Here is a 23,974-nt window from a genome sequence, read left to right as displayed (position 1 = left end):
TACCCCCTTTATTAGTGATTAATCAATAATTAATTTAGTATATTAATTTTTGCTGATTTAGTCTGTACTAGTTGCTTACGTTGAACAAAAGTGACTAATACTGCTCCAGCGATAGCAAAAACGGCCGCTCCAATGAATACCCAGCTTAATCCCCCAGTAAGCGCATCAGCCGAATTATGGCCAGAAGAAGCAAGCGTTTCTGTGCGAATGGCAGAAAGTACAACAAGGATAGTAATACCTACAGCACCACCGAATTGTTGGCTTGAATTAACTAGACCACCTGCAAGTCCTTCTTCTTGTTTGGCAACTCCAGTGACTGCTAGCGCTGTTGTAGCAACAAGTGCTCCGCCAAGACCTATCCCTAAGACAATGGTAGGACCAAGTAAGTGAACAGCAAAGGATGCATTGCTAGGTGCAAATGAAAGCCAGATTAATCCTACGGCAAATAGTAGTAGAGAAACCACTAACGCTCTTTCTGTACCGAATTGATTCATAGCGACCGGAATAAGTCCAGCGCTAACAACTAACGCTCCGACTAATGGTAGCTGAGCTAATCCCGTTGTAAGCGCATCGTATTCTAAGACACTTTGCATATAAACAGAAATACCAAAAAACAGTCCAATAGTTGCCCCACCAAGCAACAGCATAGCTAAGTTTCCTCTCGTTACTGATGTATTTTGAAAAATACTAAAAGGCAGAAGAGGTTCCTTGATCCGTTTTTCAATAAAAACAAAAGATATAAGTAATACAATCCCTACCACAGCAAGAGACACCATCGTTATAACACTCACTTGATTAGCTGCTGAAAGAGCGGTAACAAGAGCTGCCAATCCCGCTGTAACCGTCACAGCGCCTAATACATCTGTTTTCTGATTCTGAGAAGGTGAATCTTTTGTTATGAGTTTAGGTATTGCAACAATGACAAGAATACCTAAAGGAACATTGATAAAAAAGATTGCTGCCCATCCCAAAAAGGAGGTTAAAATACCACCCAGTAGAACCCCCACGCCACTTCCAAGACCTGCTACCACACCCCATATTCCTAATGCTTTGGCTCGTTCTTCTGGCTCAAAGAAAAGTAGTGTAACTAGTGCAAGGGCGGATGGTGCTAAAAATCCCGCTGAGGCGCCTTGTATTGCACGTGAGAATAACAACCATTCAACGGAAGAAGACACCCCTGCTAAAGTTGAACCTACAATAAAACCTATCACCCCAATCATAAAAATGCGTCTATGGCCAAATCTGTCTGCTAAACGACCACCCAATAAAAGCAATCCGCCCATTGGAACAATATAAGCTGTGATCACCCACGTCAACGTATCCGTACTTAGAAGAAGATCATTTCCTATTGATGGCAGAGCAATATTCACTATCGATGAATCTAATACGACTAAAAATTGAGCTAAAGCTAGAAATATAAGTGCTAGCCACCGTTTAGAGCTACGATGATTTAATTTTTGATGATGATTATTAACTACATTATTCATTCTTTCACGCTCCTATTTTATATTTATTGATTGAACACTAACTATAATGCATGTTATCAAAGATGTCTCCTGATAAAAGGGGGTTAACCAGCATTATCGCCACCTGCAGCTTACTCTAGGTTTTGACAGTGCATCATCTAAAGTCTAGGATTTTCAAGTAAATATGCTGTTTCATATGTCTCGCCTCCTCAATTAGTAAGGTATCCATATAAATCTTTTGTTTAATTTATTGAAGAAAGTAATAGAACAATAAAAATTCTAATCTATAATCTTATATCTTAATAGAATTGTAATTGATTAATCAATAACATCTGTATAAAAATAAATACCGTTTATATCGGTTATTTATTTTTGAAAGCTATCAAAAAATTCAGGAAGGTCTAGAAAATATGTGATATTACACATCATTCCCATTGCAATTGAGACTGTAGCATTTCGCTCTGCGTTCTCTATACCTGCTTGTTTAAATCTTTCTAAAATTTTATTCCTCATTTGGACTAATCCAGATTTCGTTACATTTTGAATAGCTTCTTCTGTAATTGAAATTCCTATTACTTGCAAAGCAACTTCGTTAGGATGTGATACCATTAATTCTTCATAGGCTTCCACGATCTTTATCCCCAGTTCTTCCGAATTCGCTTGTACATTATCAATTGTTTGAATGATCCTTTCAAACGCCCTCCCTAAAACAGCTATAAATAATTCTTCCTTGGTTCGATAAAATCTAAACACATAAGGTTGCGATATCCCGGCTTTTTCTGCAATATGTGCGGTCGTTGTATTATAATATCCCCTCTTTGCAAATACTTCTAAACCTGCTTCAAGGATCTCTTCCTTACGATTTTTTGATGTACTTCTTGCCAAATATAACACCTCTTAAATTAGTTATTGATTAATCACATAATATCTAATTTAGATCTTTAATGCAAGCATTAATTTTTAAACTTCAGCCCACACGCCTGAAGGTGGTAAATGATATAAAGATTGACCACGTCTAATTATTAATCAGATTTGAGAAAAGAATTAGCACATTAAATGAAGTCATTCATGGGTTGTTCTAATTTGCCCCCTCTTACACGATTCCATAAAGCATACCTTGCCCCATTCTTTATCTTATTCTTGGTATGTTAGCAAACCCATTTTGTACTTTATAGGCCAGATTCGAAATGGTTTGATGATTCAGATCTGTAAAATCATGTTACTCGAGTACGCTGATCATTCTACTTATGATAAAGGTAACAATAAAAGGGTCCATTCCATGATTTCGATCCTGTTCATCCACCTTTTCCAATACTTTCTCAATGATTGCGTTTTTCATAAAACATAAACTGTATGAAAGGCTTGCAGATTTAAGAAAAGACTTATTCATCCGATGAAGACGAGTTCCTCAGCGAGCAAGAACTTCTTTATTATAAAATCGATCAAAAGATGTTGGAATGCTCATTACCACGGCTCTCTCTGTTTCTGTAGGTGGGCACGGATTTTTCAATCATGTTTCATTGGATTCAGCGTAAGCGTCAAATAATACCCACATTCCAATAACCCTGGTCCCATGCGATACTTTAATCAATAATGATGAAAGGGTGTCGCTATGAAGCGTAAAGAAAAACACGATTTGTGGAAAAAACGCATGGAGGCATACGAAGACAGCGGGGAGACGATACAAGAATGGGTATCTAAACAAGATGACATTACAGAATATCAATTCCACTATTGGCGAAAGAAGATCAAGGCAGAAGTAAACTCAGATTCAAGTGATGAGGCAAGCCAGATTTGGACATCTTTTGATGTCCCTACCTTCCCCACCACATCCATTGAAGTGAGAATAGATGACCTGTCTGTCTATATTCCTGAAAATGTGAGTGAAGACCATTTATCTCGTGTACTACGCGTGCTGAGACATGGATGATCAATCAACGCTCCATTGATAAAGTCTACCTTGCAAAAGGAAATACAGACTTACGAAAATCCATTGATGGCCTCGCGGCTATCGTACAAGAAAATTTTCAATTAGATCCATTTTCCCCGTGTTTATTTGTTTTCTGTAATAGACAACGAGATAAGATCAAAATCCTTCACTGGGAACATAATGGATTTTGGCTCTATTATCGCCGTTTAGAAAAAGGTACGTTCCCTTGGCCAGAAGATTCATCTTCTTCTCCGCAAATGATTAGCCATCGTCAGTTCCGTTGGTTACTTGACGGCCTTTCAATTGATCAAAAATCAGCACATCCAAAAGTTACTGCACAACGTGTCATTTAATGAATAAATGATAAGCAAATGGATGAGAGGTAATGTATAATGAAGCTATGAAAACAACAGAAACCACCTCTCAACCTACAACTGAAGATTTAGAAAAACGTGTCTCATCACTTGAGGAACAAAACGCAGAGCTGACGGCAAAAATTAAATGGTATGAAGAACAATTCCGTCTCAGTAAGCAACGCCAATTTGGTACTTCAAGTGAGAAGACAAATGCTGATCAGTTAGAATTGCCTCTTTTTAATGAGGTAGAAATTACGGCTGACCCATCGATTGAAGAACCTACGGTTGAAACCATTACGTACGAACGTAAAAAAACCAAAGGTCAACGTGATAGTAAACTTGAGAACCTTCCGAAGGAAGTTATTGAGTATCGATTACCTGAAGAAGATCAGGTTTGTTTGTGCTGCAATGGAAATCTACACGAAATGTCGACGGAGGTACGTCGTGAATTAAAAGTTATTCCAGCGGAAGTGAAGGTCATTGAACATGTTCAACATGTCTATGCGTGTCGCCATTGTGAACGCGAAAGTACAGAGACTCCTATTGTTAAAGCTTCCATGCCTAAATCAGTATTCCCTAAAAGTCTAGCTTCGCCATCTGCGATGGCCTACATCTTAAATCAAAAATATGTAGAAGGACTTCCATTGTATCGTCAAGAACAACAATTCGCTCGTTTAGGTGTCTCTTTGTCACGCCAAACATTAGCTAATTGGGTTCTTTATGGTGCTAATACATGGTTAAACCTCATCTATGATCGAATGTATCAATTTCTGATGAAGCTTGATATTGTTCATGCGGATGAAACGACGCTGCAAGTGCTACGAGAGCCAGATCGACCATCAACGGCAACTTCTTTTTTATGGTTGTATCGTTCGGGACAGGAAGGTCCCCCAATTGTATTGTTTGACTACCAGCAAACACGAGCAAGTAAACATCCTAGAAAGTTTTTATCCCCTTTCCGAGGGTACTTACATGTAGATGGATATGCTGGATACAATGGAATTCCAAACGTAACGTTAGTTGGTTGTTGGGCACACGCTCGTCGAAAATTTGATGAAGCTTTAAAGGCCTTGCCTAAAGAACAACAGTCGAAAGATGTCACAGCCAAAGAAGGCTTGAAATTCTGTAACCAACTCTTTGCGATTGAACGAGAAATCAAAGGTTTATCATTCTCTGACCGCCATCAAGTACGTCTAGAAAAAAGTCGACCACTTCTTGACGCTTTTTCAGCATGGCTTCGCATGCAAACGCCAAAAGTGTTACCAAAGAGTGCACTCGGAATAGCGATCAAATACTGCCGTAATCAATGGGATAAGCTAGAGGCTTTCTTAGAGGATGGTAGACTAGAGATTGATAATAATAGAAGTGAGAGATCCATTAAGCCGTTTGTAATCGGCAGAAAGAACTGGATTTTTGCCAACACTCCGAAAGGAGCAAAGGCAAGTGCTGTCACTTATAGTATTGTAGAAACAGCCAAAGAAAATGGCCTCAATCCTTATCAATACTTAATGCACTTATTTGAGGAGCTTCCCAATATTGATGTGAGTGATGAAAACGCCATTGATCAATTGCTTCCTTGGTCAAACAGTCTTCCGGCTCACTGTCGTATTCAACATGATAAGTAGATTATAAGTTAGTCCCCATCTCTTTAATAGGTGGGGACTATTTGACGCTTACGATTCAGCTCGGAATGTTACTCGATTAGGTGAATTTACTGCAAATAAGGCCCTTAAATAAAAACTAACCAAAGCAAAAGCCAAATTCCATAACGTACAGGTATTTGGCTTTTCTTATGTCGAATTTTTCTTAAAAATGTTGGCGGTACTCCAGCTTTGAGGAATTAGAGTGCTTATTAACTCGGATTGGCAATGAAAACTCCGGCTTCGACGAATTACGGTACGAATCACTTCAAACAAAAAAACATGGCACAAAACCGTCCATGTTTTCAAAAGTCTTTATGCATGCTCACTTAATTCTTCTACTAACTCCGCTAATAGTCGTTTTACTTTTTTGACTTTTAATCGTTCGCCTTGCTGGATGTACCAATGTAACCGTCCCAATTCATTGTCAATATCCGTTTGAATGTCCATTTTCGGTCGGTCTTTTTTTGCTTTTTTCTTGATCGCCTTTTTAGTTGCATCTTTAGTAGATTTCTTTAAAGCTTTTTCTACCGTTGAACTTTTTAAATCAACATCAATTAGCTCCATTGAACCACTACGTTTAATAAAGGTTAGTTTATTGTTCACTTCCTTGTTGTAAATATTTAAGATCATTTTCCCTTCATTAAAGCCCCAAAAAATTCGATAGTTATCACTCATCACTTCATAAACCATTTGATTCAACTGCTCTTTTGACATGTGTACCGAGAAATCATTGAAGTTTGTTTCCATCGTTTACACACCCTTTACAAGAATAATTAAACTATCGTTATCACCATTATAATGTAAGCCCTTACATAATGCTATGAATTTTTCTTAATTTTCATTCTATTTTTTTATTTATTTTCTATTTTAATTAATTGCTCTTGATATGACAGGATTTTCCGACAAAAAGAAGCCGTATATCCTTATATTCGAATATACGACAGGATTCTATCGTTTTTTATTCTTTTTCGCTTCTAATAATCGTTTCATCATATCTTGTTTAGCTAATTCTGTCGGTTTTTCTTTTACAGATTCTTTCCTTGCCTTCATTTGTTTTGAAGTATCTCGTTTTTGATCCATCGTTGTTTTTTCTTGAAGGGCCGTTTTTGCTTTGGCCTCTCTTTTCGCTCGCTGATTTAATGAGGAAAACGTCGATTTTGGAGCTGCCTTTTCTGTCGCTTGTCTTCTTTTCATTCCTTTGAGACGTGGTAAACCAAAACGACGAATGACGATTTCACTAAAAAAGAGGGCTAAAGCAAGAAGAATCAACCAATGACCAACAGCTTCCCGTTCTTGTTTCGGGTTTTCTAACGGTCGAAATACTTGTTCTGGCTCTAACAGTAATTCCCCTCCTCCATTCGACGCAAGTTCTGCTAAAAAAGCTTCATCCGCTTCTTTTGACTCATATTCAGCCGAATAAGGTACGGAAAGACTCGTTTGATAAATAGACGTCGATTCCTCTAACTGATCAGTGAGCTGTAAATAATGAATGCCCGCATCCGCTTCAAATGACAATTCATAATTTCCTGGTGCGACCATTCTAAATTGACTTTCAACTTGCTGACCAGATTCATTCACGAGTTGGGCATCAAGTAAGGAGGCTATCTCGCTCTCTGTCGTTAACTCTAGCTTTGTAGTGGACCCATGTTGTGTTTGTTTGACATGAAAGGATTCCGTTTGGGCTGAAGGTAACATCCAAGTGACTAGCTGATTAAGAAACGTCGGCCACTCTTGCCAAGAGGCCCAATTTCCAGCCCATTGGCCTTGTAAATCAGAAGTCCAAGCAATCGTCTTGCCTAATCCATATTGCCACCTCGATAAAACAGGATCGCCTTTTTCACTTTCTAAAATGAGCTCGGCCCGAGGTTTGTTTGTCGTTGCAATATACGCGTTCATTTCTGCTATCCCATTCGACCATAACGGTGTCCATTCTGAATCCCTTACCACCGTCGGATAAAATGGATGATCTTCAATATAAGTTCTCGTCATCATAATCGTTTCTCTTGATAAAATACTCGGAATCGTACTTTCATCATAGACGGAGTAAAAACGCCCAGACCCATATTCAGCGAGTTCTTCCAACAACTGATGATTCGCCCCTGAACTAATCGCAACCGTTGAGAGGGTAACAGATTCCTCTAGGCCACCTTCAATTAACGTTTGGTAATCGCCCCCTGAATAAGACTCTCCATCCGTTAGCAAAATGATATGCTTTCGCTGAAGCTCCTCCTCTAATAACTGAGGATAGGCAAAGTCTAAAGCACCAAAAATTTCTGTGCCCCCACCTGGAGTGATTGAGGCAATTTGGTCAGCCACTTCTTGGACGTCCTCAATTGGACCCGTTTCAACGATTTGCCACGGCGTGTCATCAAAGGCAATTACTCCTACCGTATCTTGTTCTCTTAACAACTCAACCGACCGAGCAGCAGCTTCTTTGGCTAATTGTAGCCGGTAGCCGTCCATCGAACCAGAACGGTCAATAACAAAAATGATTCCTAACGAAGGAAGTTCTTCTTCCCCTTTTACTTCCATCTCAACAGGTAAGATATCTTCAATCGGCGTTTTAAAATAGCCACCAAGTCCAAAACTTTGTTCCCCACCTGTCATCATAAAACCAACACCAAATTGTTTTACTGCTGTTTCCATTAACTCCATTTTTTCTTCAGATAAGGAAACAGCGGAAACATTGGCAAAAATAACCGCTTCGTAGTTTAAAAGATGATTGAGATTGGAGGGAAATGATTCCACGCTCATTCTTTCGTATTGAAAACCAGTCAATGTTAACGCTTGGACAAGATTTTCAGCTGCCCCCACTTCCCCTTCTACGATTAACACCTTTGGTTCTCCCATGACTTGTGAAGTAGCCATTAGATGATTATTTTCAGAAATTTGATCTCCTGTTGCGTTGATTTCCACACTAATTAAATTAAGACCTGGTTCAGAAGCAAGATAAGCGTATTGAAAGGTATTCATCCCTTCTTTTAAAGAAAGTGTCTCATCAATGATGACATCACGATTTAAACGAATTCTTAAATCACCCTCTATGTCTGTAGAACTGGTCACATCAAATGTAATATTGGCTTTTTCCCCACTATACACCTGCTGTGAAACGCTCAAATCACGGATAGCCACATCCATTTTTTCTTCTTGGTCTATTAAATAAGTATCTACTGTCACACCTTGTTGTTTAGCTATATTCGTTACTAAAGTCGCATCTCCTTTTGTCTCAAGTCCATCACTGATTAAAACAATTCGGCCAGTTCGTTCAGGAAATAAACTTAAAGCTACTTGTAACCCCGCTTCCATATTCGTTTGTCCAGCTGCTAGTTTTTCATTTAAAGTAAAAGGAGTCTGGGTGCCTGGCAACCGTTCAACAACCGCTTCATTAGCAAACGAGACAATCGAAAAGGTGTCCTCTTCCTTTTTCCCATTAACAGCGTCAACTATAAATCGCTCCATTTCCAGTTCCCTCTCTCCAACTGAATCCGATCGATCAAGGACAAAGACGGTATCAATGACCTTAGATGTTAACACAAGAGATGGGTCAGCTAATGCAAGTATAATCAGAGCGAATACTAGAGAGCGGATCCCAACAATGAGTTTGGTTTCCCCTTTCTTCTTTTCTTTTAGTGGCCATAAAAAAAAGAGGAGAGCCGGAATGACGAGGAGAAATAAGAGAAAATAGACAGGTTGACTAAACTCGAAGCTCACGTCGGTACACCTCCCATTCCACTAGCAATAATCCTAAAGCAATCAGCAATAACCAATGACCAAATTCCTTTAAATTCAACTGATGAGCTCCCGAACTTCCTTGACTTTGTCCGATTTCAAAAGAAGGCTCAACAGTGATTTGATTGTCGCGTTCTGGCAACTGGACAAATAGTTGTTGTTCCACTTCACCATCTTGATGTTTAAGCTGATAGAGACCTGGTTTTTTCGGTGCTTGTATAAACGGCTCTTCTGAACTCCATTCATTTAAAATTCTTCCGTTTTCATCGATCAATTGATAGATTCCTATATTCGGAAAATGAATTTCTCTTCTTTCAGATGGGGAGAAATAACCTAATAATGTCGTGTCCCCCGCTAAATAATCTATCGCTTGATACATAAAAATTGGGAAATCAGGCTTTAATGGCCAATCGGAATCATGTAAATCAAAGTTAATCGAAAGAAACGGCTCGTTATCCAATACCCCACGCTCAATTAAAGCGACGGAGTCACTTTGAACAAGTGCCTCTGTCAATAATTCTTCCTCTCTCTCCCTAGCTAACGAGACAAAAACAGAAGAAAAATCGAGATAATTTAATAAAGCTTCACCTGTTTGCTGGGTTGGACGTACCGTTAATTCTCTTTTATCTGAAAACCGCAATGGTCCGCCTTCGTTTACTGCAATAAACAAGGTCGGTTTCCCTGGCCATTCTCCCTCGTTTGAATCGGTAACAATAACAGAATTCGGTTCAAATTCATGAATCGACTCATATGAATCAGCCAAGACAATTTGCTCGCTAATCTGTGGCAATAGCTGCAGCAAAAATGGACTTAAATGACCAACTGCATAGACGGTCGGTTGCTCAACGATTTGACTAAAGGTAACGATACGATTATCTAATTCGTAATCATCTTCATTTTGAATGACCGCTTCATACGTAAAACCTGCTGGAATCGATTCGATTTCGATAAACGTTGATTGCGCTCCTGCTAATGTTGCCGTTTCCGTTAATAACCATTCCCCATCCACTTTCACTTGATATTCGACTACTTTTTCAGCGGCAGATTCATTATATAGTTGTAAAAAACCCTTTTGTTCACTTTCCAGCATCACAAATGCCCCGATGCCAGCATTATTACTATTTTCTTTTCCGATATTATGAACATAAAGTGGATAATCTCCTTCTATTGCTAACTCTTCTTCTTTTAATTGATCCGAATAAATATGTACAGAAAGATTTTGTTCAACGGAAAGAGCATCCACTAAGGATAAAGCATACGGAAAATTAGCTTCCTCAAAACTCAATTCACTTGATTGAAGCACCTCTTTTATTTCATTTGAATTCGTCGTCTTTGTGACCGCTAATTCAGACGTTTGTCCAACTAAAAGGAAGCTTACTTGTTGGTTGTTTTGTACTTTATCTAATAAAATTTCAATCTCTGCTTTCGCATGCTCAAATCTTGATTGCTCTTCATTGGACTTAGCTGACATCGAAGCAGACGTATCTAATAAGATAATAATATGTTCTCCTTCTACTTCTTGCTGTACTTCTGAAAAGGGGCGAATTAAGGCAAATATGAGTAATAAAATAATCAGAAATTGCAAATAAAAGAGCAGATGTTTTTGTAATTTATGCCACCATTTTGTTGCTTGCCATTCATTCATTGCTTCTCTCCAAAATAAATCCGAAGCAATCTGTTTATCTTCATATTGTTTTTTAAACATATAAATCGCCACTAATCCAGCAAGAAAAATGAATGTTGTTAAAAACCATGGTGAAACGAATCCCATATCGCACCCCCTTACAAGTGAGAATGATTGACGTTATAAAATAAACCGTTCTTTTTTTAATAACATGAGCATTTCTTCTAATGGAGCATCGGCATTTATTTGGACAATCGAAATGCCTCGCTTGACAAATGTATTCTTTATTTGCTGAAAATGTGTATTCATCCGCTCTTGATAAGCCTGGACAGTTGATTTTCGTACCGTCACATTGACATAACCCTTTGATTCACTATCGATCAATTTTTTATCGCCACGTATCGACGGATTCAGCTCTTCTTCAGTCGTCATTTGAATGACCATTAACGGTTGATGCGATTGAAACTGACTCACTTTTTCGATGATGAGATGACTTTCCTCATAACAATCCGTAATTAAAAAATGAACGGATGCTCTGCTCTGACGAAAATGGACGAGTTGCTCAAAAAAAGAGCCTGTATCGCCGGCTTTGATTTGGTTTAAAAAGGAAATCATTCCTTCCGTATAACTTCCCCCTTTTTTATGAAGAAATGGTTTTTCTTTTGGTGACACTGGAATTACACTTACTCTATCACCACTAGAAAAACCGATATAACCTAAAAGGGCGGCAAGTTGTTTCATTCGATGCCATTTCGCTTCATTAAAACCCATCGATAAAGAGCAGTCGATATAAATCGCCACATGCATTTCTTTTTCGTCTAAATAACGTTTAATATAATGTTTATTTGTCCGAGCATAAACATTCCAATCAATTTGCCTTAAATCATCGCCAGGGTGATACATCCTATAATCAGAAAAATCAAGGGTTCGACCAAATCCGGTTGCGCTTCGATTCCCTTGCTGCCCCGCTGATAATCGTTTTTTCGTTGTAAATTGAACTTTTTTTAGACGAGCCTCTAATTGAGAGGAGAGCAGCGGTTTCATACCCGCCCACCTACCTCATGCAATTGAGTAATAATTTCAGCTAAAATCGAATCTGCATCATACCCATCTGCTTCCCCTTCAAATGTTAAGAAAATTCGGTGACGTAATACAGGGGTGCACACTTCTTTAATATCGCCAATCGAAACATGAACACGTCCTTCTGTTAAGGCACGGGCCTTGGCTAATCTAATCATACTTTGCAGTCCTCGTGGCCCTGCTCCATACCTCACATATCTTTTTACCTTATCAGAAGAAAGTTCCGAATGTGGTTGTGTCGCTTGAATAAGCGTAATCGCATAATCCAACACTTCATCTGCGATCAAAATGTCCTTGACTAAATGTTGCAAATGAAGCAATTGCTGTTCGTCCATCACTTCTTTTAAGGCAATATCAGTCTGATTCACGGTCCTCGTTACAATCAGTCTCAATTCATCCGTTGTTGGATATTCCATTTTGATTTTACAAAGAAAACGGTCCATTTGAGCTTCAGGTAACGGATACGTCCCTTCTAGTTCCACTGGGTTTTGTGTCGCCAAAACAAAAAATGGTTGGGGTAAAACCTTTGTGTCTCCCATTACGGTCACCGTTTTTTCAGCCATTGCTTCCAATAAGGCACTTTGTGTTTTCGGAGTCGCACGGTTAATTTCATCTGCTAAGACCATTTGCGAAAAAATCGGTCCTTGATGAAATTGAAAACGATTTTTTTGATCATCTGATTGGTTAATCATCATCGTTCCCGTAATATCAGATGGCATTAAATCCGGTGTAAATTGAATTCTTGAAAAAGATAAGGATAAAACGTCAGAAAATGTTCGAATTAACATCGTCTTCCCAACTCCTGGTAAACCTTCCAGCAAAGCATGCCCTCCCGCTAACAACGACCAGAGCACTTGTTTTTTCGCTTTTTCTTGTCCGACAATAAAGGAAGACACCTCTTCATACACTTGATCGATTTTTTCTTTTGCTTGCTCATAGGACTGGATTTTTTCTTCCATCTTTTTACCCCCTTCTTATTTTAATTCAGAAAAATAACTTTCAATAATCGCTTCCAAATGAGTTGGGAGTGCTTGACGCTCAACACTCTGACGATAAGCCGCTTCGTATTCTCCTAAAACTTCTTGATAAGATCGGACCTGCCCCCGCATCGTTGGCACTTGGTCGCTTTCTTGAATTTCCGCATCTCCTTCGCCGAGTTCTGAGAAATCATTTTCCGCGTTGTCGTCACTATTGATTCTTTCAGGTATCGTCAGCTCTCTTGTTCCTGTCCCTTGTCCAGCACCACTACCCATTCCTGTTCCATTACCGGAACCACTACCTGCTCCACCAGTTCCTGCACCTGCTCCCGCTCCATTACCAGAGCCACTACCAGAGCCATTGCCAGAGCCATTGCCAGAACCCTCGCCTTCACCATTTTGATAAGAAGAATTGTTTTCATTCCCCTCTTGACTAGATGAATCTCCATCTGAATTTGAGCTAGAGCCATTCGATGGATTCGATTGGACCGTTTCATTTGAATTCGTTTGGGATGGATTAAAGGACAAGTTGCGATTTCCCCCAATACCAGCTTGAGACATCGACTGATGATGGGAGAGGGCAAGCTCCTGTAAGTTTTGTTGTAATTCTACCAGCTGTTCCAAGTTCTCCATGTTTTCTAACCATTCGTTTAATTGCTCTTCTAGATTCGCAAGAAATTCATCTTTTTCTTCTTCTGTCATCGCCTCAAAATCGACATACTCATTTTGAAGAGCTTGCTGCAGTTCATCAATCGCAGCCGTTAATCCTTCGTCAACTAATTGCTGCAAATGTTCTTTTAAAGAAGGTGAGTCTTTCTTTTCTAACGTTTCTTTAATTGCTTGTAAATCATCGGATTCAAGTCCATCTAAAGTTTGTTTTTCCTCTGTAGCGAGCTGCTGCTTTAACTCTTCTATCTTTTGTTCCGCATTCAAAATTTCGTCAAGCACTTCATCCGTTGTTGCTTGCTCTTTCATCTTCTCTTTTAACTGTTCGATTATTTCTTCATCAACATTTCCAACCAAGTCTTGAAGCTGCTCTTCGGTTTCATCATTGATCTTTTTTTCCGTTTCTTTCTCTTTTGCTAGCAACATCGATTGACTTGGAATGAAAAAGGAGAAAGTCATCAGCACGACTGCAAGGAAGCCAACTAATGTTTTTTTTCCATTTATTTGGAGCTTCGTCGCACTCCACACCATTTCTTTTTTTTCCTTCATCCGTTTTATCGCATCTTGACGCTGCCAACTAGTTATCGGACGAATGTCATCCAAAAAAGAATAAGCAGTAGTCGCTCGTTCTTCTCCAACCTGTTCATCAAATCGATGGATGGCTTCTTCTCTCTTCGGTCTTGTTCGGATGAACCAGACCAAACATACGAGAGCGACAATTCCAAATAAACTAAAGTAGTAATACTGGATAAAAGGGATCGCGATAAAACGCGAAAGAACCGTTACACATAAAGCCGCAATTAATGTATAAAATACGGTCAGCCCGATAAAACGATAAAGATGGAAACGAAACAATCGCTTCACCAATGGCTGTAATAATTTTAAAAATTGCTCCTTTTCATTCATCGTTTCTCCCCCTTTTTATCCACGATTCTTTTATTGTTCATGTTTACTTTCAGGAAAAGGTTTTGTTTTCATTTTAGGCCTTAATTTCTTGATAGCGACAATGATAGTACTAACAAATAATAGACCGTAAAAAATAAAAAAGACGATCCACGGTGAAAAGCTTAATCCAGCAATCCGTTGAAGTTCTGGAAGCACAGTTGGTTCTAATATATGAAAAAACATTATCGGAATATTAATGGACGCGATTAAAAACGGCCATGGATACCCTTGATTAACATTCGTATAATAATAACTAAAATCGACTAAGATCACGGCCAAAACAGCTAAGCCTCCAGTTAAGAAAAACGCTAAACTATAAGCCGTGACAATCGAAATAATCGTCTTTCTTAAAAGGGTAGAAGCTAAAATACCAATCGCCCCAATCACAAACATCGTAAAAATATACATTAAAAAGCTAAGCACGACTTTGTTTGGTGAAATCCCCCCATATAAAAAGACAATCATATATAAAGGTAAACTAGAACAAACGATGACGAGTAAAAAGGCAATCGATGAAAATAATTTACTTAGAATAATCGAGGCCGACGTTTGATCGGTCGTTAATAAAATCGGCAACGTTTGCCTTTCACGCTCACTGCTAATCACTCCAGCTGTTAAACCAGGCGTGATAAAGATTATTAAGGCAAGCTGAAACATACTTAAAAAGGTAAACATTAACTGGCTCTCATACGGTCTAAATGTTCCGTACATATCATTACTTAACTGAATGCCGATAAAACCTAATGATAATAACGCTAAAATTCCTAAATATGCGGCTAGACCGATATAGCTTTTAATAGAGCGGAAGCGAAGTTTTATTTCCTTATTTAAGACAGGGTTTATGAGTAAAGATTTCAATAATCCTCCACTCCTTTCGTAATCTCCATAAAGACATCTTCTATATTCGATTCAACATGTTTAAAACTAACAAGTGATAAATGATGAGCTACAGCTTTTCTTAACAATTCAATTTGATTATCTTCCGTACCTGTAAAAAGAAATTCAAGTTTGCCATCCTTGACAACGAGTTCACTCACAAAGGCTTGGTCTTCAAAAAAACGTCTGGCCTCATCCATCGCATCAGCAACTTGAACTTGAATGAGTCTTTTCGTTTGGAGCTGTTTTTGAATTTCTGCTACAGTTCCACGTGCTTTTAATGAGCCATGATCGATGACACCAATTTCATCACACATCTCTGCAAGTTCAGGCAAAATATGAGAAGAAATAATAATCGTTTTGCCCATTGTCTTTAACTCTTTTAAGATTCCTCGCATCTCAATTCTAGCTCGCGGATCCAATCCTGATGCTGGTTCATCCAAGATTAATACTTTAGGATCATGGATTAAAGAACGGGCTAAACAAAGTCTTTGCTTCATACCTCGCGACAAAATATCGACATAAGAGTCCGCTTTATGACTTAAATTAACAAGCTCAAGTAATTGCGGAATTAATTCTTTTCTTTCTCTTGCTGAAATTCCATAACTCGCCCCATAAAAGTCTAAATATTCTTCAGCTCGAAATTGATCGTACACACCAAAAAAGTCGGGCATATAACCAATTTTTCTCCGTACTTGACTCGGTTCTTTACAAACATCAATCCCATCAATATAAGCAGTCCCATAAGTTGGAGCCATTAACGTCGCTAAAATTTGAAAGGTCGTCGATTTTCCTGCCCCATTTTGTCCAACAAAACCAAAAACGGTCCCTTCACCAATTGAGAGGTTTAAATCATCTAATGCTGTAAATGTTCCATATTTTTTCGTTAAACGGATCGTTTCAATCATTGTTCAAACACTCCCTTTAATTGAATAGTAGGAAGAGGGACGTCATGCGGCATATCCGATTTAGTCACCTTAAATAACAAATGTCCATTCTTATTAATATAAGGACCAGGATCATCCATTTCTGTGACATGATCTAATGATTCGTAGTCTCCACTTTCTTCATTCCATATTTCATAGGTTAGTTGATCTTTTACCGTGATTTTTAAACCTGTGTACTGAACGTTATCATTAAATATTTCATGTGGTAATTGATAGTCCATCATAATTGTGCCTGCATCAGCATAAAAGAAGTTCTCTCCTTCTTCTAATGGATATGTATCTAAATAACTATATCCACTTTCCATATAAACATCTGGTCTAATCTCACTTAGATCAATATCAAAGCTTTCGGTCATTTTCCTCTCAATATGAGCTGATTGAACGAGTAGATGATAAGCTGATTTTTTGGACGATTTCCCTTTAATTTCTACATCAAATAAGGAGTCATTAGTTATCGCAATCAAGGCTGGTAATCCTTTGTCAAAAAGGCCATTTTCTGAAGCCGCATTCATTAAAGAATCTTTACGGTACGAGTCCAAGTCATCATCAACATTTGTTCGATGATAATAATTGCTCGTAGGCGTTGCAAAAATTTGATTTTTTGCCTCAAATGCAACTTCAATGGTTTCCCCGCTCGCTACCCGACCAAGTAATACTTCGGTATTTCCTGTTTTAAAAAATAATTCTTCAATCTCAAAGCCCGTATCATTCGTAATCGTACCTGACACTTCTTTGTCAACAACAACTAAATCATGAGTAAGCGTCATCTGAGAATCTTTTTCAATTGGTCCTGTCACATTACGCACAGCCCAATACTCGACATCCTCAAATAAAACATCCAACTGACCGGCATTTTTATAAAGAACATCCTGACCGGCTTGTTCAAAACCACCTCTATAAGAATATTGATTTGTTGAATATGGAAATCCTGCAAATGATTCTTCATTAATCGATAACATATAATCACCACTATTATTGCTAAATAAAGCAAAGCTAGCAAAACCATAAGTTTGTTCGTTCGGCTGCAATTTCATGACTGACATTTCATTCAATTGCGGTTGCCCGATTCGATCTTTAGCACCAAAACCAAACAAACCTATAGCAATCACAATCGATAAGGATGGTAAAATCCACCATGCATATTCTCTTTTATCAAGCTTTTTCAAAAGGATAAAAAGAAACGGAAAAATTAACACAACATATACAAAAAAGACAGCAACGAGAATACCAAATGGAATCGTTGAATTAGCAAAGATATTATTCACTTCAGTCATCGTGTAATTAAGCTTGTCATAAATGGAAGAATTATAATGATGATTTCCTTGCACAAAAGCTTGATTAAATAAGCTTTTCCAAACGTCTGTATTCCCTTCCCAATTAATAAAAGCACTTTCACTTGGTGAAAAGGCTAGTTGAATAATCTCCCCACTGCCATACCGTTTTTGAACAGCAACTGGATAGTTTTCGGCTGACGTGTAATTTACTTGGCCACCCTCTTCTACTTCACCAATATATAAAGAAACCGTTTCTTCTGGATAAGATTCCTCTTCGTTAAATTGCTCAAATAAAGACGCATCTGCACGCACAGTTGAAATCATAGCCCCCATTGGTAAGGCGTCTTTTAATAATCCACTCTTTTGCACGATCGCTGGATCTCCTCCAACAATTAGCTGTCCGCCAAACTGAATCCACGATTCGATTGCTTGTTGCTGACGTTCGCTTAAATCAGCTAATGAATATTGATCAACAAGTAAATAGTCTAGCATCGTTAAACCAATAAAATCTTCTGGGATCATTTTAGGGTCGACATTTACAAATTGTGGCTTTGTAACACTTGGTGAGACTGTCATCGACTTTAATGAATTTAATGAATCTGGATCATTAGACAAAATCCCCATAACCGTAGCGTCATCGGTTAAATGTTGACCTGTAATCGTCTTTTTACCTGTTATGTTAATTTCCTTCCCTTTTGACCAACCCGACTCATAAAAAGATATATCACTTGGCTGATTTTGTCCGTAATGATAACTAGACTCATAACCAGGAATCGTTACTAATAACGTACGAGTTTCCCCTGCTGGAATGTCTAATGGAAAAATGAGGTTTCCATATGTATCGTATGTAGGTGAAACTCGAATAACGAGCTCACCTGAAAGATCCTCTCCTTGGTTTGTGATTGTTAATTCAAGCGGAAACCCTCCTGCTCTTGATATTTTCCCTTCAAAACCGACATTTGTTTCAATATGTAATGACTCTTCTCCCTCTGCATTCGCAAATGTTATCGGAATAAATAAAACGACTAAAAAAAATAGAACTAAAATCCAGATTGCTAGTTTTGGCTTTCTATACACGAATACATCTCCTCTCTTGAATATAAAGCGAAGCCTGTTCGGTCAGAAGCGAGAAAAAATTAGGAGCGGCTGATGAAGACGCTTTTTGTCTTCACTCAGACGAACCGATTTTTCTCGAGCTTCTAACAGGCGTAGCTAGATTGAAAATAAAGCGAAGTTCGTTTGCTCAGAAGTGAGAACATTAAGGAACAACGCTAAATTCGCGACGTCCTGTCGCAACGCCTTGTACTCACATCCTGTGGGCAGGGCTGACTAAAAAGTCGCTTTTTGACTTTATAGGCTGGCCGATTTTTCTTGAACTTCTAACGGACGTAGCTAGAATATACGTTTAACCAAATAGCTATTTCACCTCAACAAATATACCATAATTTCCATTTTTATGAACTGATATTTGTCACTTTATTTGCTATCTATTTATTAGACGACGTAAAGCCAAAAATCACTTCACTTTTTTTGAAATTATTTGCAAAAATATTTAAATCGGTCATTCAATTGAATGCTTACTATCTGAAATGTGAATAAAACGACCAACGTTTAAGGTCGTTTTAACTTTCAACAAATTTTATATCCTTCTATAGCGAGTTATCCCTCAGCCTTTTTCTAAAGATTGAATTAGACTAGTTATAGCTGTTTGACAAAATACTATATATACAAATTTTTAGATTCTCTGTAATTTGTTACGTTTTTTTTCTATATTTTTTATTTATAACTCAACTTTCGCAGCGTATAATTGCTCCTTAACCGTTGATAGAGAATAACTTTAGGGCGATACAAGACTCAAATGGACTTTACATGAACGGTTCAATCGTTGACAGTCTGAACACATCTCTTCGTAGGCTGTTGAAGGAAATTGTTTACTAAAATGAAGCGCTTCGGCTGTCGCTACCAAAACCATACTCCGCGTCCTGCGGGAACCTGGCGAGCCTCCTCGGCACACCTGCGGGGTCTCGCTCCACGGTTTATTCCCGCGGGAGTCTCCGTATGGTTTTGTCCGCTAAGTGTAGGGGAGTGCTTGATGATAGGGCCATTCTCAATCAGCTATTTTTAACGCAGAAGGACCTTCTTCTTCACTTTGTTGGTTATGAAACTAAATAGGGAGTTGCCACCTATTTTTTCCTAAGTCTGTAGTCATGAAAAGATATGATTCAAATCGAAACAAGCTCGATCATCTAGCTAACGTACAGAGCATCCACACTGATTTGTTTACAACTGTAACGGAATTAATCATTGAAGGAGAAAAAATCATTCTCAAGCTACTGTACTTTGAAGTAAGGACTATTTTTTTATTCAATGAGAAAACCGAACCTAGATTCGATTCCATGATCTAGCGGACAAACAGACACGGAGACTCCCGCCGGAATAAACCGTCCAATGAGACCCCGCAAGCGTGAAACGCTGAGGAGGCTCATGAGGTTCCGGCAGGACGCGGAGTGTCTGTTTGGGAGCGATCGCCGAAGAAGAGCATTGTCTATTTTTTCTTAATGCACAGTTTATCCGTTTGGTGTGATAGTGCGTTCTCGCTTTTCAAACGTGTCAAGGGCATTTGTTTAAGAGCTTCCCTTTCGCTCTGCCAACTAGTTGAACGGATTTTCTCGATGCGAAAGGTGAGTTTATAATTATTATGGTACATGAAATTGTATGAAGAAGCTTGATTAAAATGTTTTTTACAACTCCCCCCCTTTTATTTTTAAAAAAGGCAAAGTAATGAAAATTAAGCAGGATCTTATTCTAAAAGTTTGTAAACTCGATACTCTCACTACCGTTTTGTTAAAAAAAGAATTTGTTGTACTTCTGTCCCAAATGTACAATAAAAAATAACCCCTTAATAGCTATGTATTTCTAATTATCAGTATTAATCCTCCCCATTAAGATAGTATTGTAATAACCATTTGTAAGTTGTTTATCTTCTTTCAAGACACCTTCAATTTTGAACCCTAAACTTTTATAAAGCTTAATTGCTTTTTGATTAGTTTCAAGAACTTGCAGAGATATTTTCCTTATTCCATTGGAATCCGCCCAATTTATCATTTCTATTAAAAGTTTTTTCCCAATAGAATATCCCCAAAACTCCTTTAGAACTGCGACTCCAAATTCAATTCTATGAGAGGTTCTTTTTAGATTATTTCCTTTCGCTCTAATAAATCCAACAATCTTATCATCAACATCAGCAACTAAAAATAGACTATTGCTATCATTTGTTTCAGTTAAGATAATATTAATAAAATCATTTTCAGATAGAAAATCTTCACCACTTTCTCTATCAAAGTTTTCGGTTTCCCTATCAACTATAACTCTTAATTCCGATAAATGTTTTCCATCTGTTTCTACAGCAGCTCTAATTTTAAAGTTTAAATCTTTGCAAGAAAACGATTTTGGTTTAAATGTCATGATCTAACCTCCTATCTGCAACGACAAAGTGCCTCTGAAAAACTTCAAAGACACTTTGTCGACGGCTTAAATATGGATTAATTAAACGCTTCTAATACTTGTTTCACTTTTTCAGCTACATAACGACTGCCGCCTTTATTTTCTACATTTTCAATCATCATTAGTGATAAGACTTCTGGTTCTCCGTCATTAAGAGCGATAAACCAACCTGTTTCTGGGCCTTCTTCTTCTTGGCTCGACTTATGTTCGGCTGTTCCTGTTTTGCCGGCTAAATTCATCGCTGAAATATTGGCCGCATGACCAGTCGCATTTTGATTTTGAACAGCGTCGATAATCGTTTGTTTGACCGTGTTTGCCGTTTCAGCAGAAATGACTTGCTCCTTCCAGAAAGAGCCTGATTGCTCACTCGCCACTAACCTCGGCTGTATCATCGAACCTTCATGAAGAAAAGAGGTAAACATAACTGCTAAATGTAATGGATTCACGAGGAGTTCTCCTTGCCCATAACCTGTATCAGCTAAAAGGGCATCACGATTTAAACCATTCTCGTTTGCGTAAGTAGAAGTTGCTAAATTCGTACTAAAATCTAGCTTTTCTCCGAATCCAAACGCTTCGAGACCTGATGCAATATCCGCCTCTCCTGTTTCTAAAGCAAGTTTGGCAAAATAAATATTATCAGAATAAACCATTGCTTCACTTAAATTAAGAGAGGTTAAAGGGATACCAGAAACACGGGTGATAAAATGATTCCCCCAAGAATCATCTTTTTGCCACCGGTCATTTTCAGGTACGTCAATTTTAGCATTCGGATCCCAGCTATTTTCTATGGCGATCGCTGCTGTAATCGGCTTTATCGTAGATCCTGGCGTAAAGCTTTGATTAAACTTCGCAATAAATGGTTTACCTGGATGATTATTTAGTTCCTCAAATTGATTATTTGACATCCCAACAATAAAATCATTCGGATTATAAGTTGGCATACTTACTAGTGCCAATACTTCCCCTGTGACCGGATTCATCGTCACATTTGTTCCATGTTCATTTATTAATTGGTCATAAGCCTTCTTTTGAATATTCGCATCAATCGATAAAGTAATTTGTTCACCGTCAACTGCCTCTTTTTCAATCAGAACGTCCTTTTCTTTACCATCCTCACTGACGATGGAAATCTTTCCTCCTAATTGCCCTCGTAACTCTTTTTCAAATAAAGCTTCCAAACCCGCTCTTCCAATTTTTGAGCTTTCGGTATAGCCTTCTTCCTTTAATTCTTCGAGTTGTTCAGCCTGAATATTTCCAAGATACCCTGTTAGATGGGCCGCAGCTGCACCTAGTGGATATTGGCGACCAGGAATGGTTTGAAAGGTTAACCCTTCCTTACTCGTCTCTTGCAAAATTTCCATTAGCTCTTCATTTCCATCATAGACTAATTCGACAATTGGAACTAAGTGGTCCGGCTGTACCCATGATTGATTAAGCTTTTCCTCAATAAATTCTTCGCTTAAATCAAGCAGTTCTGAAGCTTTTTTTACCATTTCTTCTTCTTTTCCTTCCATTCGCCCAAGGACCATTGCCACTTGAAGGAGCTTTCCATTAACTGCTAACTCTTCACCATTTCGGTCATAAATTTCCCCACGCGTAGGGTTTATTGTCGCATATTGAACGCCATCGCCATAATCGATTTGTGGCAATAATAATCCCGGAGTCCAATCGATTTTCCACTCCTTCTCCTCTTCCATTTCAACTAATTCGAATTTAACTCTGCCTTCATTCGTTAACACGCCAATATTTGTTTCTACTTCTAATGAATAAAGGTAATATTGTTCGCCTTCCGGAGCCTCTTCATCTTCAGGCACTTCCACTTTTTCCAATGAGAGCACTCGATTTAATGCCTGAATGGTTTCATCTGCCTCTTCATACCAGCTAATAAAATCCTCTCTAGAAATTTGAGTATGTACATCATCTGTTAACATTTGATAAATCGCTTCATAGTTTTGATTCTCGTAATCTTCTAAAAATTGTTCCGCTAACATGTCCGGATCAGGTGTATCATTGCCACAGCCAACCAATCCGATCGAAATAAAAATGAAAATAAAGAGCTTTGATATTTTGAGTTGCACCGTCATCTTCCCCCTCATTGTATTTAGTTATATTTTACCATATGCTTTTTGTCGTGGTTAGAGGATTTTACCTTTTGTTCCTGTTTATTTATGATCATGAATTAATCAAGAGGCTAGAAGCTCTTTTGAACCCTCAGCATAGCCAGGAGTTTTCTAAACCATAAAAAAGAGGCCGTCAAAAGATCCATTTGCTGACCTTATGACAACCCCTACTTTTCAATTGATGAGGCTTAACAATGTTTATTACTTCATTGTCACTTCATGCTCTTATTTATCTTACACTAATTTTCCATACCACTCTTTTGCCGCTTCAACTTCTTCGCGAGTGAGCTGATGACCACCATTCGTCCAAAACGCCTCCAGATGAGCCCCTGCTTTTTCTAAATCTAAGATTAATTGTTGTGTATTTTCTTCTGGAATAATCGGATCGTTTTTTCCTGCCCCTACAAATACTTCGGTTCCCTTTAATGAAGGCAACTCGATATTTTTTAATGGTACCATCGCATGAAATAAAATCGCTCCTCTAAACGCATCATCATAGTGATACATCAAACTCGCGGCAATATTGGCCCCATTTGAATAACCAATGGCGATTACATTTTCACGATCAAACTCATATTCATCTGCTGCTTGCGTGAGATAATCGCTTAATTCGTTCGTACGGAATTTTAAATCCTCTTCATCAAAGACTCCTTCTGCTAATCGTTTAAAAAAGCGTGGCATGCCATTTTCTAACACGTTTCCACGTATCCCTAAAACACTTGCTTCTTGGTCAATCATTTCGGCAATAGGTAATAAATCATGTTCATTCCCACCCGTTCCATGTAACAAAACAAGGGTCGGTTTGTCTGGATTTCCTTTTTTGAAAATATGATTCAT

General features: G+C 38.3%; 17 protein-coding genes. 3 read left to right on the top strand and 14 right to left on the bottom strand.

Annotated features, from left to right (window positions below):
- Positions 1–29 precede the first annotated feature (29 nt).
- Both AA0017_RS07865 and AA0017_RS07860 read right to left on the bottom strand, forming a co-directional pair.
- Positions 30–1,487 (bottom strand): DHA2 family efflux MFS transporter permease subunit, encoded by a 1,458-nt coding sequence (locus AA0017_RS07865; protein WP_413380694.1) that lies wholly within the window; start codon positions 1,485–1,487, stop codon positions 30–32.
- Positions 1,488–1,832: 345 nt separating this feature from the next.
- Positions 1,833–2,351 (bottom strand): TetR/AcrR family transcriptional regulator, encoded by a 519-nt coding sequence (locus AA0017_RS07860; RefSeq protein ID WP_413380692.1) that lies wholly within the window; start codon positions 2,349–2,351, stop codon positions 1,833–1,835.
- Between the two features lie 727 nt (positions 2,352–3,078).
- On the opposite strand from AA0017_RS07860, the gene tnpA reads away from it, so the two are divergent.
- From tnpA to tnpC, 3 genes are read left to right on the top strand one after another with little or no spacing between them, the layout of a single operon-like run.
- Positions 3,079–3,396, top strand: coding sequence for an IS66 family insertion sequence element accessory protein TnpA (gene tnpA / locus AA0017_RS07855; RefSeq protein ID WP_413378284.1), 318 nt, complete (start codon positions 3,079–3,081; stop codon positions 3,394–3,396).
- A complete protein-coding gene (gene tnpB / locus AA0017_RS07850; RefSeq protein WP_413378286.1) occupies positions 3,393–3,749 on the top strand; it encodes an IS66 family insertion sequence element accessory protein TnpB in 357 nt (118 codons plus the stop codon). Before tnpA ends, tnpB begins: the two co-directional genes overlap by 4 nt.
- 47 nt (positions 3,750–3,796) lie before the next feature.
- Entirely contained in the window at positions 3,797–5,377 is a 1,581-nt protein-coding gene (tnpC, locus tag AA0017_RS07845) for an IS66 family transposase (RefSeq protein ID WP_413382470.1), read from the top strand.
- A gap of 330 nt (positions 5,378–5,707) precedes the next feature.
- On the opposite strand, the gene AA0017_RS07840 is transcribed toward tnpC, so the two are convergent.
- The 12 genes from AA0017_RS07840 to AA0017_RS07785 all read right to left on the bottom strand — a co-directional run bounded on the left by AA0017_RS07840 (position 5,708) and on the right by AA0017_RS07785 (position 23,974).
- Positions 5,708–6,142 carry a hypothetical protein gene (locus AA0017_RS07840; RefSeq protein WP_413380690.1) on the bottom strand — a complete coding sequence of 145 codons (435 nt, stop codon included), beginning with the start codon at positions 6,140–6,142 and terminating at the stop codon, positions 5,708–5,710.
- 201 nt (positions 6,143–6,343) lie between these two features.
- Complete coding sequence (locus AA0017_RS07835) at positions 6,344–9,106, bottom strand: VWA domain-containing protein (protein WP_413380688.1); 2,763 nt, start codon at positions 9,104–9,106, stop codon at positions 6,344–6,346.
- Positions 9,090–10,895 (bottom strand): BatA domain-containing protein, encoded by a 1,806-nt coding sequence (locus AA0017_RS07830; protein ID WP_413380686.1) that lies wholly within the window; start codon positions 10,893–10,895, stop codon positions 9,090–9,092. The genes AA0017_RS07835 and AA0017_RS07830 overlap by 17 nt, the downstream gene beginning before the upstream one ends.
- 33 nt (positions 10,896–10,928) lie before the next feature.
- Positions 10,929–11,792, bottom strand: a complete 864-nt coding sequence (locus AA0017_RS07825) for a DUF58 domain-containing protein (RefSeq protein ID WP_413380684.1) — start codon at positions 11,790–11,792, stop codon at positions 10,929–10,931.
- Positions 11,789–12,787 (bottom strand): AAA family ATPase, encoded by a 999-nt coding sequence (locus AA0017_RS07820; RefSeq protein WP_413380682.1) that lies wholly within the window; start codon positions 12,785–12,787, stop codon positions 11,789–11,791. The genes AA0017_RS07825 and AA0017_RS07820 overlap by 4 nt, the downstream gene beginning before the upstream one ends.
- 15 nt (positions 12,788–12,802) lie before the next feature.
- Positions 12,803–14,377 (bottom strand): hypothetical protein, encoded by a 1,575-nt coding sequence (locus tag AA0017_RS07815; protein ID WP_413380680.1) that lies wholly within the window; start codon positions 14,375–14,377, stop codon positions 12,803–12,805.
- A gap of 30 nt (positions 14,378–14,407) precedes the next feature.
- A complete protein-coding gene (locus AA0017_RS07810; protein ID WP_413380678.1) occupies positions 14,408–15,274 on the bottom strand; it encodes an ABC transporter permease in 867 nt (288 codons plus the stop codon).
- Entirely contained in the window at positions 15,271–16,200 is a 930-nt protein-coding gene (locus AA0017_RS07805) for an ATP-binding cassette domain-containing protein (protein WP_413380676.1), read from the bottom strand. The genes AA0017_RS07810 and AA0017_RS07805 overlap by 4 nt, the downstream gene beginning before the upstream one ends.
- Positions 16,197–18,590 carry a hypothetical protein gene (locus tag AA0017_RS07800; protein WP_413380674.1) on the bottom strand — a complete coding sequence of 798 codons (2,394 nt, stop codon included), beginning with the start codon at positions 18,588–18,590 and terminating at the stop codon, positions 16,197–16,199. The genes AA0017_RS07805 and AA0017_RS07800 overlap by 4 nt, the downstream gene beginning before the upstream one ends.
- A gap of 1,839 nt (positions 18,591–20,429) precedes the next feature.
- Complete coding sequence (locus AA0017_RS07795; RefSeq protein ID WP_413380671.1) at positions 20,430–20,978, bottom strand: N-acetyltransferase family protein; 549 nt, start codon at positions 20,976–20,978, stop codon at positions 20,430–20,432.
- Positions 20,979–21,055: 77 nt separating this feature from the next.
- Complete coding sequence (locus AA0017_RS07790) at positions 21,056–23,095, bottom strand: penicillin-binding transpeptidase domain-containing protein (protein WP_413380668.1); 2,040 nt, start codon at positions 23,093–23,095, stop codon at positions 21,056–21,058.
- 276 nt (positions 23,096–23,371) lie between these two features.
- On the bottom strand, positions 23,372–23,974 hold the full coding sequence (locus tag AA0017_RS07785) for an alpha/beta hydrolase (RefSeq protein WP_413380665.1): 603 nt from the start codon (positions 23,972–23,974) through the stop codon (positions 23,372–23,374).

Source organism: Alkalihalobacillus phoenicis (assembly GCF_047302405.1).
Classification (GTDB): domain Bacteria; phylum Bacillota; class Bacilli; order Bacillales; family Bacillaceae_D; genus Alkalihalobacillus.
The sequence above is the reverse complement of the archived record's forward strand: the minus strand, read 5'-3'. Positions and strand labels throughout refer to the sequence as shown.

Bases quoted from the DNA above. Each gene is read 5' to 3' on its own strand.
- AA0017_RS07840 (WP_413380690.1), bottom strand. From the start codon at position 6,142: ATGGAAACAAACTTCAATGATTTCTCGGTACACATGTCAAAAGAGCAG.
- tnpB (WP_413378286.1), top strand. From the start codon at position 3,393: ATGATCAATCAACGCTCCATTGATAAAGTCTACCTTGCAAAAGGAAAT.
- AA0017_RS07805 (WP_413380676.1), bottom strand. From the start codon at position 16,200: ATGATTGAAACGATCCGTTTAACGAAAAAATATGGAACATTTACAGCA.
- AA0017_RS07820 (WP_413380682.1), bottom strand. From the start codon at position 12,787: ATGGAAGAAAAAATCCAGTCCTATGAGCAAGCAAAAGAAAAAATCGAT.
- AA0017_RS07825 (WP_413380684.1), bottom strand. From the start codon at position 11,792: ATGAAACCGCTGCTCTCCTCTCAATTAGAGGCTCGTCTAAAAAAAGTT.
- AA0017_RS07830 (WP_413380686.1), bottom strand. From the start codon at position 10,895: ATGGGATTCGTTTCACCATGGTTTTTAACAACATTCATTTTTCTTGCT.
- tnpA (WP_413378284.1), top strand. From the start codon at position 3,079: ATGAAGCGTAAAGAAAAACACGATTTGTGGAAAAAACGCATGGAGGCA.
- AA0017_RS07815 (WP_413380680.1), bottom strand. From the start codon at position 14,377: ATGAATGAAAAGGAGCAATTTTTAAAATTATTACAGCCATTGGTGAAG.
- AA0017_RS07785 (WP_413380665.1), bottom strand. From the start codon at position 23,974: ATGAATCATATTTTCAAAAAAGGAAATCCAGACAAACCGACCCTTGTT.
- tnpC (WP_413382470.1), top strand. From the start codon at position 3,797: ATGAAAACAACAGAAACCACCTCTCAACCTACAACTGAAGATTTAGAA.
- AA0017_RS07865 (WP_413380694.1), bottom strand. From the start codon at position 1,487: ATGAATAATGTAGTTAATAATCATCATCAAAAATTAAATCATCGTAGC.
- AA0017_RS07795 (WP_413380671.1), bottom strand. From the start codon at position 20,978: ATGACATTTAAACCAAAATCGTTTTCTTGCAAAGATTTAAACTTTAAA.